Annotated in this window: 17 protein-coding genes and 2 pseudogenes; 6 read left to right on the top strand and 13 right to left on the bottom strand. The window is 59.9% G+C overall.

What is annotated here, in order from left to right; all coding sequences use genetic code 11:
- Nucleotides 1-6: 6 nt before the first annotated feature.
- Entirely contained in the window at nt 7-234 is a 228-nt protein-coding gene (locus AC6CWS_RS21260) for a hypothetical protein (protein ID WP_101994829.1), read from the top strand.
- A gap of 228 nt (nt 235-462) precedes the next feature.
- On the opposite strand, the gene AC6CWS_RS21255 is transcribed toward AC6CWS_RS21260, so the two are convergent.
- The gene (locus AC6CWS_RS21255) at nt 463-894 is read right to left on the bottom strand and encodes a DUF4354 family protein (protein ID WP_065883713.1); all 432 of its coding nucleotides are present in this window, start codon (nt 892-894) and stop codon (nt 463-465) included.
- 710 nt (nt 895-1604) lie between these two features.
- Between AC6CWS_RS21255 and oxlT the strand changes: the two genes are divergently transcribed.
- Nucleotides 1605-2861, top strand: coding sequence for an oxalate/formate MFS antiporter (oxlT, locus tag AC6CWS_RS21250; RefSeq protein ID WP_065883711.1), 1257 nt, complete (start codon nt 1605-1607; stop codon nt 2859-2861).
- Between the two features lie 38 nt (nt 2862-2899).
- On the opposite strand, the gene AC6CWS_RS21245 is transcribed toward oxlT, so the two are convergent.
- A complete protein-coding gene (locus AC6CWS_RS21245; RefSeq protein ID WP_165454435.1) occupies nt 2900-3472 on the bottom strand; it encodes a GNAT family N-acetyltransferase in 573 nt (190 codons plus the stop codon).
- A gap of 24 nt (nt 3473-3496) precedes the next feature.
- Entirely contained in the window at nt 3497-4102 is a 606-nt protein-coding gene (locus tag AC6CWS_RS21240) for an HAD-IB family phosphatase (protein WP_065883707.1), read from the bottom strand.
- Nucleotides 4103-4256: 154 nt separating this feature from the next.
- Between AC6CWS_RS21240 and AC6CWS_RS21235 the strand changes: the two genes are divergently transcribed.
- Nucleotides 4257-4835 (top strand): TetR/AcrR family transcriptional regulator, encoded by a 579-nt coding sequence (locus AC6CWS_RS21235; RefSeq protein ID WP_023289743.1) that lies wholly within the window; start codon nt 4257-4259, stop codon nt 4833-4835.
- On the opposite strand, the pseudogene AC6CWS_RS21230 reads toward AC6CWS_RS21235, so the two are convergent.
- A pseudogene (locus AC6CWS_RS21230) lies at nt 4811-5909 on the bottom strand (iron-containing redox enzyme family protein). The gene AC6CWS_RS21235 and the pseudogene AC6CWS_RS21230 overlap by 25 nt on opposite strands.
- 202 nt (nt 5910-6111) lie before the next feature.
- Here AC6CWS_RS21230 and AC6CWS_RS21225 point away from each other — a divergent pair.
- A complete protein-coding gene (locus AC6CWS_RS21225; protein ID WP_087777078.1) occupies nt 6112-7026 on the top strand; it encodes a DMT family transporter in 915 nt (304 codons plus the stop codon).
- A 39-nt stretch (nt 7027-7065) separates the two neighbouring features.
- Here AC6CWS_RS21225 and AC6CWS_RS21220 read toward each other — a convergent pair whose 3' ends face one another.
- A complete protein-coding gene (locus AC6CWS_RS21220; protein WP_065883701.1) occupies nt 7066-8298 on the bottom strand; it encodes an MFS transporter in 1233 nt (410 codons plus the stop codon).
- Between the two features lie 275 nt (nt 8299-8573).
- Here AC6CWS_RS21220 and AC6CWS_RS21215 point away from each other — a divergent pair, with 275 nt between their 5' ends.
- Together AC6CWS_RS21215 and AC6CWS_RS21210 are read left to right on the top strand one after the other, a co-directional pair.
- Nucleotides 8574-10181 (top strand): FAD-NAD(P)-binding protein, encoded by a 1608-nt coding sequence (locus AC6CWS_RS21215; protein ID WP_065883699.1) that lies wholly within the window; start codon nt 8574-8576, stop codon nt 10179-10181.
- A gap of 107 nt (nt 10182-10288) precedes the next feature.
- Nucleotides 10289-11389, top strand: a complete 1101-nt coding sequence (locus AC6CWS_RS21210; RefSeq protein WP_023289748.1) for an NADH:flavin oxidoreductase/NADH oxidase — start codon at nt 10289-10291, stop codon at nt 11387-11389.
- 228 nt (nt 11390-11617) lie between these two features.
- Here AC6CWS_RS21210 and AC6CWS_RS21205 read toward each other — a convergent pair whose 3' ends face one another.
- From AC6CWS_RS21205 to AC6CWS_RS21170, 8 genes and pseudogenes are all read right to left on the bottom strand, one after another.
- Nucleotides 11618-12106 carry a hypothetical protein gene (locus AC6CWS_RS21205; protein ID WP_032452914.1) on the bottom strand — a complete coding sequence of 163 codons (489 nt, stop codon included), beginning with the start codon at nt 12104-12106 and terminating at the stop codon, nt 11618-11620.
- 88 nt (nt 12107-12194) lie between these two features.
- Nucleotides 12195-12347, bottom strand: a pseudogene (locus AC6CWS_RS21200) (LysR family transcriptional regulator); the annotation flags it as partial.
- A gap of 63 nt (nt 12348-12410) precedes the next feature.
- Nucleotides 12411-13670, bottom strand: a complete 1260-nt coding sequence (hpxK, locus tag AC6CWS_RS21195) for an allantoate amidohydrolase (RefSeq protein WP_060590578.1) — start codon at nt 13668-13670, stop codon at nt 12411-12413.
- Nucleotides 13667-14908, bottom strand: coding sequence for a pyridoxal-phosphate-dependent aminotransferase family protein (locus AC6CWS_RS21190; RefSeq protein WP_065883695.1), 1242 nt, complete (start codon nt 14906-14908; stop codon nt 13667-13669). Before AC6CWS_RS21190 ends, hpxK begins: the two co-directional genes overlap by 4 nt.
- A 15-nt stretch (nt 14909-14923) precedes the next feature.
- Entirely contained in the window at nt 14924-15661 is a 738-nt protein-coding gene (locus AC6CWS_RS21185; RefSeq protein WP_002905293.1) for an amino acid ABC transporter ATP-binding protein, read from the bottom strand.
- Entirely contained in the window at nt 15642-16298 is a 657-nt protein-coding gene (locus AC6CWS_RS21180) for an amino acid ABC transporter permease (RefSeq protein WP_002905295.1), read from the bottom strand. Before AC6CWS_RS21180 ends, AC6CWS_RS21185 begins: the two co-directional genes overlap by 20 nt.
- On the bottom strand, nt 16298-16963 hold the full coding sequence (locus tag AC6CWS_RS21175) for an amino acid ABC transporter permease (protein WP_025712445.1): 666 nt from the start codon (nt 16961-16963) through the stop codon (nt 16298-16300). Before AC6CWS_RS21175 ends, AC6CWS_RS21180 begins: the two co-directional genes overlap by 1 nt.
- Nucleotides 16964-16972: 9 nt before the next feature.
- Nucleotides 16973-17758: a transporter substrate-binding domain-containing protein gene (locus AC6CWS_RS21170; protein ID WP_023289755.1), complete on the bottom strand. Its 786-nt coding sequence runs from the start codon at nt 17756-17758 to the stop codon at nt 16973-16975.
- Nucleotides 17759-17897: the final 139 nt, after the last annotated feature.

Below are 17897 nucleotides of genomic sequence, written 5' to 3'. Positions count from 1 at the left end.
AAACGAATGATGAAAACCTCCCTCCTTTTGCTAATAGCAGTGCTGGTGATTTCTGGCGAGTTACACGCTGATACTGTTTTTTATCAGGATAGCCATTTTGTCGGGCACTCTCTTTTTACAGGCACCGTAAGCAAAGCGAAGCACCATAATAAATTAGCGATGAGTTTTGGCATTTGCCAACTGAGAAAAATCATCAGGAGCGTCACGGATAGCGACGCAAAAAAAGACGCGTAAAGATTGTCCAATAGCTGGCCAGTGTATCCCCCACCCGGCAGACGCACCTCCCCCGTAAAATGAAATACGAGTGACCTGCTTCAGATGAGCGTGGTGCTTGACACGGTTGATGTCTGCCGCGCACGCCTCCTCATCATCCAGATGTTATGTTCATCTCGTAACACCTGACGGACGCCTGGTGTTACGCTAACGTCATATAAGGCAGATCATCCACGCTCGGGATGGGAGTTATTTTGTTAAGCAGTCTTTACCGAAAGCGAGACGGACAAAAGGTATATTCAGTATTTCAGGATCGGCGCTGCTGAAGAACACGTTACCTGTTCGGCTTTCAATGGGTTTGTATTTTTTCAGCATCTCCATTTCAATACCCGTGCTCATAAATGACTTGCCATTTTTATCATACAAAAAGAAGCACATTTTGTTATCTTTGCCAGGTTCAATGCTTTTATCAGAGAAGTTATCAAGCGTAACTTTATAGGTCACCAGATACTTCGCCTCACCGGTCACGCTATCCCATTCACTTCCGGTGGCCTCCTTTAGGGCAAAAATCTTGACCCCTGAAAAATAAGGATCAGGATTCTTTTTATCAATAGCCTGCACCGTTCCTGAGGCAGCGATGGCTACAGCCAGCGCAATACCTTTGGCAATATAATTATGCATTTCCCACCTCATTCAATTTACTATTAAGTGAACGCTACCATAGATCATGATATTGGTATTATCAATGATATTCTCCGTCATCACTATTTGATGAAAATCCAGTCTGTCATTATATTTAAACTTATAAATCAGTGCATTGAGAAAATAACCATTAAAATAATTCCAATGTGAATTTAATAAATTGTTAACTGTAACTTATTTTTCACTTATTTCTGCGTCATGTTTAAGCAGGGTTTATCTTCAACTTCATCAGAATGCGATTTGAAGCCGTTCGCACCGACCAGGTTAGCGCCTCCTGTATCTATAGCGTGAATATAATCAGCGATCAGGAAGAGGATAAACAGGTGGGTGCCTGTCCCCCGCCTGAATGCCATGCCTCTTTTTCCATTAGACCTACCATTGGCCTTGAGCCAGTCATTAAGTGAAGCGCACAGCGATGACCCAATTGCACCGACTCAGTGCCACCTGTTCACCATACTGAATCCCATCCCCTCCCACACTTCCATGTTAACTGTTTGTATATAAAGAACTATTTTAACTGGCACGTTTAATGCTCTGCGGTTGTATACAGCGATGTTGACAAGATCTCAGGCCAAGAGGCGACAACCCATAGCCACCTGCGGTCGCGACGCCAACGCCTTCTTCTCTCCGTGAAGCCTCCAGGGCGGATGCGTTTCACGGAAACCTGCTAACTGAAAACGGAGAACAACATGACGACACTCAGCGAACCGTTGGTTACCCCGAAATATGGCAAATGGCGCCAGCTGGTGCTGGGCCTGATCTGTATGGCCGCCATCTCCAGTCCGCAATATGTCTGGACGCTGCTGACGAAACCCCTGGCCGCAAAGCTGGGCGTCGGTCTGCCCGAGCTGCAGGTCACCTTCTCGCTGCTGATCATCCTCCAGACCTTCTTTTCGCCCTTTCAGGGGCGGTTAGTGGAGAAATTTGGCCCACGGCGGCTAATTGCTATCGGCACGGTGATGGCGGGGATGAGCTGGGTGCTTTCCGCACAGGTGAATGGCCTGGCGACGCTGTGGCTGGTTTATGGCTGCATGGGCGGCCTTGGAACCGGGATCGTCTACATCGGCGTTGTCGGCCTGATGGTCAAATGGTTTCCGCGGCAGCGGGGGTTCGCCGCCGGCGCGGTGGCGGCGGGCTACGGGATGGGGGCCATCATAACCACCTTCCCCATCTCCCTGTCGCTGACCACCAACGGCCTTGAACACACGATGACGACATTCGGGGTCCTCTTCTCGCTCGTCGGCTTCCTCGCCAGTCAGGGACTGAAGCTGCCGCCGCCTGCTGTCTCTTTGCCCGTCAGCCAGACGGTGGCGCAGAGCAGCAGATCGTTTACCTCCCGGGAAATGCTGCGCCAACCGCTGTTCTGGCTGATGTTTGCCATGATGGCGATGATGTCGACTTCCGGGCTGATGGTCACTTCGCAGATGGCGGTGTTCGCCGAGGACTTCGGCATTAGCCAGGCGGTGGTGTTTGGCATGGCGGCCCTGCCGCTGGCGTTAACGATAGACCGCTTCACCAACGGTTTAACCCGGCCGCTGTTTGGTTTTATTTCCGACCGCTTCGGCCGCGAGCAAACCATGTTTATCGCCTTTGCGCTGGAGGGGGTGGCGATGACGCTCTGGCTGGCGTGCCGGGAAGATCCGCTGCTGTTTGTCCTGCTTTCCGGGGTGGTGTTCTTTGGCTGGGGGGAAATCTTCTCCCTCTTCCCGTCGACGCTCACCGATACCTTCGGCAGCGAACATGCCGCCAGCAACTATGGCTGGCTGTATATTTCTCAGGGCATCGGGTCAATCTTCGGCGGCCCGCTGGCGGCGTTGCTCTATCAGTACACCCACGGCTGGCATGTGGTTTTCAGCTGCGCCATTGGCCTGGATTTTGTCACCGCCGCCCTCGCGCTGTGGGTGCTAAAACCGTGGCGCGCGCGCTTTATCCGCCAGCATACCTAACCGGCAACCCTGGCAGAAGTGACGGCCAGGCCGTCACTTCACTGATATTCGCTGCGCAGCAGCGCGTACAGATACTCATCGCCCCACTGGCCTTTAAAAAAGATATTCTGCCGGTAATGCGCCTCGCGACGAAAGCCCAGTCCTTCCAGGAGTTTGATCGCGGCGGTATTGCGGGTGTCTACCACCGCGATCAGCCGGTGATGGGCCAACGGTTCAAAGAGTAAGGCTATCACCGCCTGTATGGCTTCCCGGGCATACCCCTGATGCTGATACGCCGGGGAAAAGGTCATCCCCAGCTCGGCCTGTCTGCCCTGATCGAAAAAGTGGATCCCCACATCTCCCGCCAGCGCACCGTTGGCCTGGATCTCTACGGCAAGCTGGAACCAACTCTCATCCTCAGCAAAGGCCAGGGAACGCTGTTGTTCATAGAAGGCAGTCGCCTCTGCCATACCGTAATGGCTCCAGCTCTGAAAGCGGGCCACTTCCGGCAGGTTGCGATAGCGGCTGAAAGACGGCAGATCTTCCTTTCTGAACCGGCGCAGCAGCAGCCGGGGCGTGGTCAGGGGTAGCAACATCTCTTCTTCCTGGTGAGGGGGGCAATAGCGCGCCATCTTAACCTGCGCAGCCTGACGCCGCTAGCCGCATGGCGGTGCCTCCTCCCAGCGATAGATTTGAGTGGTGGCCAGCGCCAGCATGGCGAAATCTTCCGGCGTATCGCCGTAAGCGAAGATCGCTTCGTCATCGGTCAGGGCGTAGTTCGCCAGGATACGCGCCTTTTTGGCCAGGCCGCTGCAGTCTCCACCCTGATACTTTCCGGTCGCTGCCCCGTTTTGAAATTCCACTTCGCTGCACAGCAGCTCAAGATTATGCTGCTGGCACCACGGACGAAGGTAGACATCCAGCGAGGCTGAGACCACCACGGTGTCCCCTCGCGCCTGATGCCAGGCTATACGCTGCATCGCGTTCTCCCGCAGCGTGCGGGGAATAAACGCCAGGCTATGATCGTTCCCACGCTGCAGGATCTCAGGTTGCGATTTCCCGGCAAAAGCATAATGAAACACTTTTTGCCGGATGGCAGAGGCTGAAAGCCAGCCCATTTTCCAGGAGAGAATATAGGGCAACAGCCGCAGTTTGCCCCGACGAATGGCTTTCGCATCGAGGGACTGATAAATGAAAGGGGTAAACGTATCTTCGTGGGTTATCGTGCCATCGAAGTCAAAAAAGGCAATGTTCTTCTTCATCCTTGTCACCTTATACACCAATACCGGCGCCGCGCGAGGCGCGGCTGATTTACTTTTTGCCCGCCTGGCGGCAAGATCCGGCATAATGCACCGCTGTCGCAGGACGACCGGGTCACCGGCAGTCATGACAGCGAACCATTCGACAGGAAAACGCATGAAGCCAAAACAAGCGGACATTCTCCGCCACGCCAGCGCGCTGTTTAATCGCGAAGGATATCAGTCGCCCAGCATCGAGCGGATTGCTGAGCATGCCGGCATCTCCAAAATGACCTTCTACCGCTACTATGCTGATAAAGAGGCGCTCATTCTGGCTATCCTCCGGCAGAAAGAGAGCGAGTTTATGCAAGATCTGACGCAGATCACCGCGGATAAAGCCACCGCGCGGGAGAAGTTGTTCGCCGTGTTCGACTACTATCAGTGCTGGTTGACCTGCGAAACGTTCCACGGCTGCATGTTTACCCGCGCGCTGTTTGAATATGGCGCGTCATCGCCGGCGATCCGGGAGCAGTGCTCCCGGTTCAAATCGCGCCTGTGGCAGTTCTTCCGCGATATTCTGACTCGGGTATTAAAACCAGAGCCTGCCGAACGGGTCGCCATGATGATGGTGATGCTCATCGATGGCGCCATCGCCGCCCAGCAGGCCGAGTCCGCCGAATGCCGGGAGATCCCGCCGGGGACGACCGCCTGGAGCGCGGCCAAAGCGCTGATCTACTCAGAAGGCGGTACGCTGTGAGCTCATGCTGCCGTCCAGCGACTGCAGCGCCGCCAGCAGACCATCATAGTAATCGTTGCAGGTTTGCAGGCGCAGCGCGGCGCCAAAGTAGACCTCCTCCATCGCCGCCGGATGTTTTTTGCCAATCGGCACAATCACATTGTTCAGCCAACCGTCCGCATGGCCGATATCGACCGTGATATGTTCGGCATAGTAATGCACGTCGCGATCGCTAAGCCCAATCCGCCGACAGCCCGCCACCAGTTTTTCATACTGTGGCGGGTCGAGCAGTTCGGTCATCGCCATCACCCCCAGCGATTTGTAGTAATGCTGACGATTTACGCCGCCGAGCATAAAGGCGTTATACCCGGCCAGCCCCTGCCACTCGTACAAATGGGCAAAATGATTGTCCGGTAAGGCGATATTCCGCCGCTTCAGTAAATCCTTATACAGATTGACGTGGGTGATCTCAGTGCTGCCCTGGCCTATCTCATCCCACAGATTTTGCGCAATCTCGGCGCGGGTTTCCGGCAACGAGCCCACCAGCCCCATCGCCACCAGATCGAAGAAAAGCAGATTCAGCGCGCTGTCGCTTTTGAAGAAATAGTCGATTTGCGCCGCGGAGGCCTCGCTGGCAAGGAAATCGAACAGCGGATGATGAGACGCCGGGTGCTGCTGGCATAAGGCGCGCAGTTCGTCGACGATATTGCCGGCATTGAGCACCGGCCTCTGGCGGTGGAAACGTTTGCTTTCCGCCCGCAGCCACTCAGACTCAATGTAATTTCGGATCCCGGAGAGCAGCGGATGAAACTGATTGGCAGCCGCCGGCGAGAGCGGGTCGGCAAGCCAGGACTGATAAAGGATGAACAGCGCATGGTGCGCGCGCTTTTTGGCCTGCGGATCGTCAGCGGAGAAGGCGCGGATGCAGGTATTCTCCGTCAGATGCCAGGCTCTGTCGGCGACTAGCGGATTGGCCGTCAGCTTCAGCGACAGCGCGTTGCTGTGCAGAAGCTGGTCAATTAACTCATCCAGCGCCAGCCTGGCCATCACCGCGGTTTGGTCACTACCAATGACCCCATTGTCGGTATTACGCATGAATTTATCCCTGTGAAATGCATGGCGACTATACGGTATAGTACCCCTCACAAAGCGGCAACGTAAATTTCAACCACATTATTAATTCGCTGTTTATTAACGATTTTAAATAAACAGAACAAAAGCCACTAAAATAGTGTTGATATTATAAAAATAATAACGTTACCATTCAGTACAGTGACAAACGACACAAGGAATCACGATGCCCTATCTGTTACTGACGCTGGCCGCCCTGTTCTGGGGTGGGAATTACGTTGTGGGTCACGTGCTGGTTCAGGGCGTGGATCCGATCCTGATGACCGAAGCGCGGTGGGCGTTAACGGCGCTGCTGCTGGGCCTGCTCTACCGCCGGCAGATTGCCGGCAGTCGTCACCTGCTGCGGGAAAACGCCCCGGCAGTGCTGGTGCTCACCCTCTGCGGTCAGGTCAGTTTCCCGCTCACGCTCTATATCGGTCTACAAACCACCTCCGCCCTCAACGCCGCCATCTATATGTCCGCCACGCCGAGCATGGTGCTGCTGATTAACCGCCTGATTTTTCGCGACCCGGTATCGGCCCGCAACTGGCTGGGGGTGGTCTTCAGCACCCTCGGCGTGATGATCCTCTTATTCCAGGGCAACCCGCTGCATGCCGCCTCGCTGCATACCTTTTCCGTCGGCGATCTGTGGGCGATGGGGTCGGCGCTGAGCTGGGCGCTCTATTGTTCGCTGTTACGTCTGAAGGACCGCCGGATCCCGGCGAATGGCTTTGTCGCCGTCAGCTCGCTGCTCGGCGCCCTGCTCCTGCTGCCGATCGTCGCCTTCTGGCTGATGCGCCACCCGGCGCAGGACTGGGATGCCTGGCGCGAGCCGTTTTTCCTCAGCGGGCTGGCTTATCTGGTGATTTTTCCGTCATGGCTGGCCTATCTGTTCTGGAATAAAGGGATCGCCACCATCGGCGCCACGCGGGGGGAGATTTACACCCACATCATCCCCCTCTCGGGTGGCGTGTTAAGCATCCTCTTCCTGCAGACCCAGCCCCATGCCTGGCACCTGTTCAGCGCGCTGTTCATTATGCTGGGGATTGGCATCTGCTCGCTGGAAAAACGCCAGGCGGCGACGGTTCGCCTGCGCGGTTAGCGTGTCTGCCGGGCGCCTGATTACGCCCGGCGTCAGCCCTTAACGGCTGGTGGAGAGCGGCTGGTGACGCGCCGCTCCGGCAGGTTGCGCCACCCGGCCCTCGCGGCCAAAGAAGGTCAGAATGGTAATGACGATCGCCACCGTCCCGGCCACCAGGGCCATCGCCAGGCCGTAGTTATGCCCGTGGTGCTGCGCAATGGAGGCCTGCAGGGTGGCATTCACCGAGGCCAGCAGATTCCCCAACTGATAGACGAAACCGGGCAGCACCGCCCGGGTGTTGGCCGGAACCAGTTCGTTGAGCCAGGTAGGGATCACCCCCCAGGCGCCCTGCACCATAAACTGCATCATAAACGCCCCGGCCCCCAGCGCCAGCGAGCCGCTGGCGAAAGCCCACAGCGGGATCACCGGCAGCGCCAGCAGAGCGGCGATCATAATCGCTTTGCGCCGGCCAATCTTCTCCGACAGCGAGCCGAAGAACACCCCGCCGATGATTGAGGCGATGTTGTAGCACACCGCGATAATGCTGACCGTTTCCGGCGCAAACCCGTGCTGGACTTTCAAAAATACCGGGTAGAGATCCTGCGTCCCATGGGAGAAGAAGTTAAAGGCCGCCATCAGCACCACCAGGTACAGGCACAGCTTCCAGTGGCTACGCAGCACCGGCAGCAGAGCCGTGCTCGCTTTACTCTGCCGGGCCGCCAGCCAGACCGGGGACTCCTCGACGCAGAAATAGATAAACGGCAACAGCAGCACCGGGGCGGCGCCAATGACAAACATCCCGCGCCAGCCGAGCTGTGCAAACAGCAGCCCGTAGGCCACGGCCGCCAGCAGATAGCCGAAGGGATACCCCGCCTGGAACAGACCGGACATCAGGCCGCGCGAGCGGTCGGGGATCGTCTCCATCGCCAGCGACGAAGCCACGCCCCAGATCCCGCCCATCGCCACGCCGTACAGCACCCGCAGCAGAAAAAAGAGCATCAACGACGGCGCCGCGGCGGAGAGCAGCTCAAAGGCGGAGAAGAAAACGATATTGAGCATCAGGATCGGTTTGCGGCCAAACTTTTCCGCCGCCCTGCCGAAGATCAATGCGCCGACGGGCCGCACGGCCAGGGTCAGCAGAATCGCCAGGGTGACCTCTTCGAGGTCGACGTGAAAGGAGTGGGCGATATCGCTCAGTAAAAAAACCAACAGGAAAAAGTCGAAAGCATCGAGCGTCCAGCTTAAAAAACTAGCGATCGCTGCATTGCGCTGTCGTGAAGTCCAGCCGTGCATTTTGTCATCCCTATCCCGACGGCGTTGCCGGGAACTTGCGCGGCGTCCGGCAGAGCAGGCTGGTGTCACCGCTTGTGTAAATTGTTTGTATAGAAAGTTGCTCTTTTGTTAATTACACCCCTTTTCCGGCCGTCGGCAAGTTTATTAGCACGCTAATTTGTTTCAAATTGCGTGCGACGGCCCACCGGTTCGCTAATTTTCGACCAGAATTAAGGGCAGGCTGGCTTCAGTGCACTGCCCCGATGCCGTATCCACCCACAGGAAGGGAGAGAATCATGAAGAGAATCGCCATCGTCGGCGCCGGGCCGACGGGGATTTACACCTTGTATGAACTGGTGAAGCGCGGTGAGCCGCTATCGATCGCGCTGTTTGAAAAAGAGGCGCAGGCCGGAGTCGGTATGCCCTACAGCGACGATAATACCGCGGCGCAGATGCTGGCCAATATCGCCAGCATTGAGATCCCCCCTATCGACCTGACCTATCTGCAATGGCTGCAGCAGCAGAGCGATGGCTGGCTGGCGGCGCGCGGTTTTGAACGGCACGCGCTGCATGAGCGCCAGTTTCTGCCGCGGGTGATCCTCGGCGAGTACTACCGCGACCGCTTTCTGTATCTTGTCCAACGGGCCAGAGACGCGGGCTTCGTGGTGAACGTTTGCGAGTCCTGTGAGGTCACGGATATTGCGGTGCAGCCCGTCGGGATCGCCATCCACACCGACAGCGCGGCGCAGCCGGTTATCGTCGATCTGGTGGTGATAGCCACCGGCCATTTGTGGCCTGAAGAAGAACGCGCCAGCCGGCAATACTTCCCCAGTCCGTGGACCGGCCTGATGGAGGCCCACATCGCCCCCTGTCGGGTCGGGATCCTCGGGACCTCCTTAAGCGCGATTGATGCCGCCGTGGCGGTTGTGGCCCGCCACGGCGTTTTCCATACTGAACACGACAAAACGACCCATTTTTCCCTGCACCCCGGCAGCGAAGCGCTGGAGATCACGCTGATGTCACGCAACGGCGTGCTGCCGGAGGCCGATTTCTACTGCCCAATCCCGTGGGAGCCGCTGGAGATCGCCACCCCTGCCGCCCTTGAGGCGACCGTCGCTCAGGGCAGCGACGGCCTGCTGGAGCGGGTGTTTCAGCTGATCGTCCAGGAGCTGGAATATGCCGCCCCGGCCTGGTGCCAGGCGATGGGGCTGCGCCAGCTGACGCCTGACAGCATCGCCGACGCCTGGTTTGCCGACCGTCTCACCCATGACCCCTTCCAGTGGGCGCAGCACAATCTGCAGGAGGTGGAGCGTAATAAGCGCGAGCGCCACACGGTGCCCTGGCGCTATGCCATTCTCCGCCTGCACGAGGCGATTGAAACCGTGGTGCCGCAGCTCAACGACGAGGACAGCCGTCGCTTCCGCCAGGGGCTCGCCCGCGTGTTTATTGATAACTACGCCGCGATCCCGCCGGAGTCCATTCGCCGCCTGCTGGCCCTGCACCGGGCGGGCATTCTGCGAATTGTGGCGCTGGGTGAGGATTACGATCTGCAGCGCGAGTCTGACCGGACGCTGATTGTCCATCATCAGCAGCGCTGTGAATTCGATGTCTTTATCGATGCCCGCGGACAGAAAGCGCTCAAAACCCGGGATCTGCCCTTTCCTTCACTGCGCCAGCAGCTGCTGGCCTGCGGCGACGCTATTCCGGACGTTGGCGATGACTACACGCTGCAGGCGCCGGAGGCAGTGCGCGGCCGGGTCGCCTTCGGCGCCCTTCCCTGGCTGATGCACGATCGCCCCTTTGTCCAGGGGCTGACGGCCAGCGCCGAGATTGGCAGCGCAATGGCCCGCGCGGTGTCACAGCAGGCAACCGGCCGGCGGCGCCGTCTCTGGTTTATCGACTAGCGGGACGTTTAAACGCAATATCCGAATAAAGGGGGGCTGGCAGGCGTGCTATAAACAGTGGCTGTTCGCCCCCGAGCAAGACCACGTCTAACATTTACGAGGTACTCATGAGTCATCTTTTTAGCGCGACGCGTATTGGTCAGTTGACGCTGGATAACCGTATCGTTATCGCCCCCATGTGTCAGTACTCTGCCGACGAGGGGAAGGCGACGTCCTGGCACCGGATCCATCTCGGGCAGCTGGCGTTCTCCGGCGCCGGCTTGTTAATTCTGGAAGCCACGGCGGTAGAGCCGGCGGGACGTATCTCGCCGGGGGATCTGGGGCTGTGGGATGATGAAACCGAAAACGCCCTGCGCGCCGTGGTGGAGGATATCCGGGCCTGGTCACCGATCCCTCTGGGGATCCAGCTGGGGCATGCCGGGCGCAAGGCCTCCTGCGCGGCCCCCTGGCAGGGTGGCCATCAGCTGGCGCTCAACCAGGGCGGCTGGCAGACCGTCGCCCCCTCCGCGGTGGCGTTTCACGACGGCGATCGCGCCCCGGCCGAGCTGAGCCATGCCGATCTGGCGCGCATCAAAGCGGCCTTTGTCGCCAGCGCATTGCGCGCCCAACGCCTGGGCTTTGAGCTGATTGAGCTGCACGCCGCCCACGGCTATCTGCTGCACCAGTTTCTTTCGCCGCTCAGCAATCAGCGCCGGGACGAGTATGGCGGTTCGCTGGAAAACCGCATGCGCTATCCGCTGGAAGTGTTTAAGGCAATCCGCGAGGCGGTGGGCAACGCCATGGCGGTGGGCGTCAGGTTGTCGGCTACCGACTGGGTCGAAGGCGGCTGGGACGGCGAGCAATCCATTCAGTTCAGTCAGCAGCTGGAAGCGCTGGGCAGCGACTATATCCATGTCTCCAGCGGCGGATTGTCGCCGCAGCAGGCAATCACCGTCGGGCCGGGGTATCAGTTGCCTTTCGCCCGCGACATTCGCGAGCAGGTAGCCATCCCGGTGATTGGCGTGGGACTGATCACCGACCCGCAGCAGGCGGAAGCGGCGCTGGAGAATGGCGATGCCGACCTGATCGCCCTCGCCCGCGCGGTGCTCTACGATCCGCACTGGCCATGGCACGCCGCGGCCAGCCTTGGCGCCCAGGTTCGCGTCCCTTCGCAGTACCTGCGCTCGGAGCCGCACGGCCTGAAAGGCACCCTGCTTCCAAACCGCTGAACCCGGAACGGGCATCAAAAAGGGGTATCGTAAGATACCCCTGAGCAGGATGTTAATGCCGTTCTATGTACCGGGCGGCGGCAACGCCTTGCCCGGCCTACAATACCCGATCATTGCGCAGCCAACTCGCCCCCTTGCAGGCCCGCGCAAGCGCAGCGCCATCGGGCGCGATATCAGGCTCCACGCTCTGTTTTTACGGACGGCGACTGGCCAGGCAAACACCGCGAGTTACTGCTGGGCGGCCGGTGGCGTAGCGTTCTGTTTATCCTTCGCGATACTGTCCTGAATGGCTTTGGTTTTGCTCGCCGCTTCCGCCGAAAGCTGATTGGCATCGCCGATGGCGTTGTCTTTGATCTGACCCGCCTCTTTGACGATGCGGTCACTTTCCTGCTTTGCGTTCTGCTTCACCGCATCGGCCTGGGCTTTCGCCTGCTCGGCGATGGCATCCGCTTTCTTGTCCGCCTCCGCCTTGATGGCGCTGGCCTGATCCTTCAGGCGATCGGCCTCGGCGTCGGCCTGGCTTTTCAGCGTATCAATTTGCTTATCCGCATCCTGCTTAATCGCCTGGGCTTTGTCCGCCGCGGCATCCTTCATCTGCTCCGCATTATCTTTGGCCTTATCCAGTTTGTTATCTACTTTCGACGCATCGTCGCAGCCAAACAGGGTCAGGCACAGTGCAGAAGCGAGCAGTGTTTTATTCCAGAGTTTCATCAGCATTCCCTTACAGGTTGAGTCATTATCCAGCCTTGTGATTTATTGCTTTAATAGCATTCACATTTTATATATAAACGCTCAGCCAGCAGAGTCAAGCCGGCGGCGTCCGCGCCAGGGTCGCCACCAGCCCCTGCAGCCAGTCGGCAAAGACCCGCACCTTGTGTGAAAGATGCCGGTGCGGATAGAGCAGCGACAGCGGCCGACGCGGCGCCGGGAAGTCCGGCAGAATTTCCACCAGCTGGCCGGGAATGGCGGCCCGCCGGGGTCTGGAATCGCCAGGGCATAATCTGAACGGCAACCGGCGCGATCAGGCATCGGCCACCTGCTCTACCGCCCGGGAGAACGCGTCGATGGCCAGCCCGACGTCGGCGGTGGTGACCGATTCCGCCGGGTGATGGCTGACGCCCCCCAGGCAGCGCACAAACAGCATGGCCGATGGCCAGCGCTCGGCGATGGCGATGGCGTCATGCCCTGCGCCGCTCGGCAGCGTCAGCGACCGCCCCTGCACTGCCACCACCGCCTCGCTCAGCACCGCCTGCAGCTGGCTGTCGCAGGCGGTGGCGGCGATGCGATAATACTCCTCGGCGCTGAAGCTCAGCTGGCGGCGCCCGGCAATGGCCTGCGCCTCCGCCAGCAGCTCCTCCAGCAGCGCCGCCAGCGGCGCATCCTGCGGGCCGCGAATATCCAGCGTCAGCTGCACCTCGCCCGGTATCACGTTCACCGCGCCCGGCGCACAGCGCAGGGTGCCGACCGTCGCCACCAGATTGCCGCCGCGCTGCCGGGTCAGGCTTTCCACCTGCACCATCCATTCCGCCGCCGCGGCGAGCGCGTCCTTACGATGGAGCATCGGCACCGTGCCGGCATGGCCGGCTTCGCCGGTAAAGCGGCAGTTCAGGCGGCGGGCGCCGTTAATCGCCTCCACTACGCCGAGCGCCAGACCCGCCTGCTCCAGGCACGGCCCCTGCTCGATATGCAGTTCCAGATAGGCGGCGATATCCTGCGGGCGGCGGGCGGCATGGGCGATCCGCGCCGGATCGAGCCCGGCATTCACCAGCGCCTGGGCGACGCTCACCCCGCCGGCATCGCACTGCGACAGCCAGCTTTCAGGCCAGGTGCCGGTGACGCCGCGGCTGCCAAGCAGGGTGATGCCGAAGCGGGTGCCCTCTTCATCGCCAAAACCGACGATCTCGATAGCCTTTGCCAGCCGTCGCCCTTGCTGGTGCAGACGCTGCACCACCTCAATCGCCGTCAGCACGCCGAGCATGCCATCGTAGCGCCCGGCGTTGCGCACGGTGTCAAGATGAGAGCCCAGCAGCACCGCCGGCGCGCCCTCCTGCACGCCTTCATAGCGACCGCAGATGTTGCCGACGCTGTCCTGCCACACCATCATACCGGCGGCCTGCATCCACTGACCCACCAGCTGGTTGGCCTGCAAATGCTCCGGCGACAGATAGACCCGGGTCAGGGCGTCGGCGGTTTCGCTGAGGGCGGCCAGCTGGTCGGCGCGCGCCATTACCCGGCTGGCGGCCGCCTCTCTCTCCGCCTGCTGGCGGATGGTATCACTCATAGGTTGCCCTCGGTGCGGTAGTGATCCCAGGCCGCCTGCATCGCCGCGCCCTGGGTGGTGGTGAACTTGAGGTAGTTCAGCACCGCCTCCAGCGCACTGAGGGTCTGCATCACACAGTCTTTACGCGCGTTATAGCCCATGGTGCCAATGCGCCAGACTTTACCGTGCAGCGGGCCGAACGAGGTGCCAATCTCAATGCCGAAATCTTCCAGCATCAGCTTACGCACCTGGTCGCCGTTGACCCCGTTGGGGATCACCACCCCCAGCACGTTATTCATCTTGTGCCGCAGGTCGCCAAAGGTCTCAAGACCCATCGCCTGGATCCCTTTCAGCAGCGCATCGCCGTGCAGCTTGTGGCGGGCGATGCCTTTGTTGAGTCCCTCCTGAAGGATCAGGCGCGCGCACTCCCGGGCGGCGAACAGCGCCGAGGTCGCTTCGGTGTGGTGGTTAAGGCGCTCCGGCCCCCAGTAATCCATCACCATCCCGAGATCGAAATAGTTGGAGTAGATCATCTCGTCGACGCCATCATGGTGGGCGTCGGTGCGGATCCCTTGCTCAATGCAGCGGCGGCGGCGGATCGCCTCTTCCATCCGCGGGCTGAGGGTGATGGGCGAGGTGCCGGAGGGGCCGCCCAGGCACTTCTGCATCCCGGCGGACACCGCGTCCAGCTGCCAGGCGTCGGTTTCCAGCGGGTTGCCGCCGAGCGACGCGGTGGCGTCAGTATAGAACAGCACGTCGTGGCGACGACAAATCTCCCCCAGCTCCGCCAGCGGCTGCAGCATGGTGGTCGAGGTATCGCCCTGCACGGTAAGCAGCAGGCGCGGGCGCACGCGCTTGATCGCGTCCTCAACCTGGTCCGGGGTAAAGACTTCCCCCCACGGCACCTCGATGGTGTGTACCTCTGCCCGGCAACGGCGCGCAATCTCGCACAGCAGGTGGCCAAACCGGCCGAACACTGGCACCAGCACCTTGTCACCCGGCCGGATCGCCGACACCAGGATCGCTTCGATACCAGCGCGGGAGGTACCGTCCACCAGCATCGTCCAGCGGTTTTCGGTGCGAAACACGCCGCGGTAGAGCGCCATCACTTCATTCATATAGTGGGTCATCGCCGGATCGTACTGACCCACCAGCTGGCTCGCCATGGCGCGCAGCACGCGCGGGTCGGCGTTGATCGGCCCCGGGCCCATCAGCAGGCGCTGCGGCGGGTTAATTTGCGAAAACTGAGTGATATCCATCTGCCATTCCTTACGTTAGTTAAGACCGCGCACCGAGGAGATAAACTGTTTCAGTTCGGTTGTCTGCGGACTGGCGAACAGCGTTTTGCTGTCACCCTGCTCCCAGACGCGCCCCTGATGCATAAACACCACGCGGTCGCCCACTTCGCGGGCAAAATTCATTTCATGGGTGACGAGGATCAGCGTCATGCCTTCCGCCGCCAGCTGCTCCAGCACCTTAAGCACTTCGCCCACCAGTTCCGGGTCGAGCGCCGAGGTAATTTCGTCACAAAGTAAAACCTTTGGCGACATGGCCAGCGCCCGGGCGATGGCCACGCGCTGCTGCTGGCCGCCGGAGAGATTGGCCGGGTAGTAATCCAGACGGTCGCCGAGCCCGACCTTCTCCAGCATCCGCTGCGCCAGCTCGCGGCATTCGGCCTGGGACTTCTTCAGCACCCGCCGCGGAGCCAGCATGACGTTCTCCAGCGCCGTCATGTGCGGAAAGAGATTGAAGTTCTGGAACACCATGCCGATGGAACGGCTGATCTCCCGGGCCTGGGAATCGCGGTCGGTGATGGTCATGCCCCCCAGCTTGATGCTCCCCTCCTGGTACCCCTCCAGGCCATTGATGCAGCGCAGCAGAGTGCTTTTGCCCGAGCCGCTGCGGCCGATGATCGAGATCACTTCCCCCATGTCGATATCCAGATCGACGCCCTTCAGCACATGGTTGTCGCCGTAGTACTTCTGCATCTGATTAATGGTGATGAGAGGCATTGAATTTGTTCTCCAGATAACGGCTGTAGCGGGACAGCGGATAGCACAGAATGAAATAGCCCAGCGCCACCAGGGCAAACACTTTAAACGGCTGGTAAGTGACGTTGGTCAGCATGGTTCCCGCCTTGGTCAGCTCCACAAAGCCAATAATCGAGGCCAGCGCCGTACCTTTGATCACCTGCACGGCGAACCCCACCGTCGGCGCGATGGCGATCCGCAGCGCCTGCGGCGCCACCACCCGGTACAGGGTCTGGCCGAAGCTCAGCCCGAGACAGCGCGAGGCTTCCCACTGGCCTTTCGGCAGCGCGCGAATGCTGCCGAACCAGATATCCAGCAGAAAGGCGCTGGTGTAGAGCGTCAGGGCCACCGACGCCGCGGTCCATGCCGAGACGTCGATGCCGAACAGCGCCACGCCGAAAAATGCCAGAAACAGCTGCATCAGCAGCGGCGTCCCCTGAAACAGTTCGACGTAGCCGCGGATCAGTCGTTTTACCTGCCGTCCGCCGGTCAGGCGCAACAGCAGCAACGGTAAGGTCACCAGCGCCCCGCCGGTGAACGCGACCAGAGACAGCAGCACCGTCCAGCGACCGGCCAGCAGCAGGTTGCGGATAATGTCCCAGTCGGTAAAGGTGGTCATCATGCCTGCACTCCCAGCCATTTACGCCCCGCCGCCATCAGCAGCTGACGCATCGCTATCGATAACGCTAAGTAGATCCCGGTGGTCACCAGATAGACCTCAAAGCTCAAAAATGTCCGCGACTGGATCAGGTTGGCGGCGAAGGTCAACTCCTCATAGGAGACCTGCGACACCACCGACGAGCCGAGCATCACGATGATGCACTGGCTGACCAGCGCCGGATAAATCCGCTGCAGCGCCGGGGGCAGCACGACGCGAACGAAGGTTTGCGTCCGGCTGAGTCCGAGCACGCGTCCGGCCTCCCACTGGCCTTTCGGCGTCACCTGAATGCCTGCGCGCACGATCTCGGTGCTGTAGGCCCCAAGGTTCACCACCATCGCCAGCAGCGCCGCTTCGCCGGCGGTCATCTTCAGTCCCAGGTTCGGTAAACCAAAGACGATAAAAAAGAGCTGCACCACGAACGGCGTGTTACGAATGATTTCCACATATCCGCCCCACACCCGGCTGAGGACACCCGGGCGGCCGCTGCGGATCGCCGCCCCGAGGATGCCGATCGCCAGTCCGCCGATCGTCGCCAGCACCGTCAGCTGCACCGTCACCCACAGGCCGGCCAGCAGCTCCGGCCAGTGCGGCCAGAGCTCAGAAAAATGAAGTTGCTCCGTCATCCACAGACCTTACGCGCCGAGGCTGGCAGGCAGCGGCGCTTTCAGCCACTTCTCAGACAGACCGTTGAGGGTGCCGTCCTTAATGCCCTGCTCGATGAGGGTATCCACTTTCGCCTTCAGCGCCGGTTCGTTCTTTTTCAGCCCGATAAAGCACGGCGAGTCCTTCAGCATAAAGCTCGGCACCGGCGCTTTGTCGGCGTTCTGCCGGGCGATGGCCGCCACCACCAGGTTCCCGGTGGCGACATACTGCACCTGACCTGACAGGTAGGCCGACAGGGTGGTGTTATTGTCCTCGTAGCGCTTAATCTGCGCCGCCTGCGGCGCCACGCTGGTCAGCACCATGTCTTCCACCGCCCCGCGGGTCACGCCGACGCTTTTACCGCTCAGCGCGGCCGCGTCCTTCAGCTCCGCCCCTTTCGGGCCAAACACCCCGAGGAAGAACGGCGCGTAGGCGCGGCTGAAGTCGATCACTTTCTCACGCTCAGCGTTTTTGCCGAGGCTGGAGATCACCAGGTCCACCTTATCCGTCTGCAGATACGGCACGCGGTTGGCGCTGGTTACCGGGACCAGCTGCAGCTTGAGCTTCATCGACTTCGCCAGATAGCGCGCCATGTCGATGTCATACCCCTGCGGCTGCAGGTCGGTCCCCACCGAGCCGAATGGCGGAAAATCCTGGGGTACGGCAATGCGGATGACGCCGCGTTTTTCAATATCCTGGAGCTGGTCAGCCTGAGCGGCGGAAACAGACGAAAGGAGACAAGCGGCCCCGGCCAGTGCGATCAACAGTTTCTTCATGATGTTTACCCGTTACGTTAGCATGAAACAAAAGATTCTTTGAATCTGTTTTTGCAACTAATGTGCCAGATACGGTCGATGCGCGGGTTGGCGAGGAATAAAGGCAAAAAGTGTGAACGGACAGGGAGTAAGGAGCAGA

The sequence above is a fragment of the Klebsiella sp. M041 genome (assembly GCF_059759695.1).
Note: the sequence above shows the minus strand (reverse complement) of the source record. Positions and strands in the feature narration are given on the sequence as shown.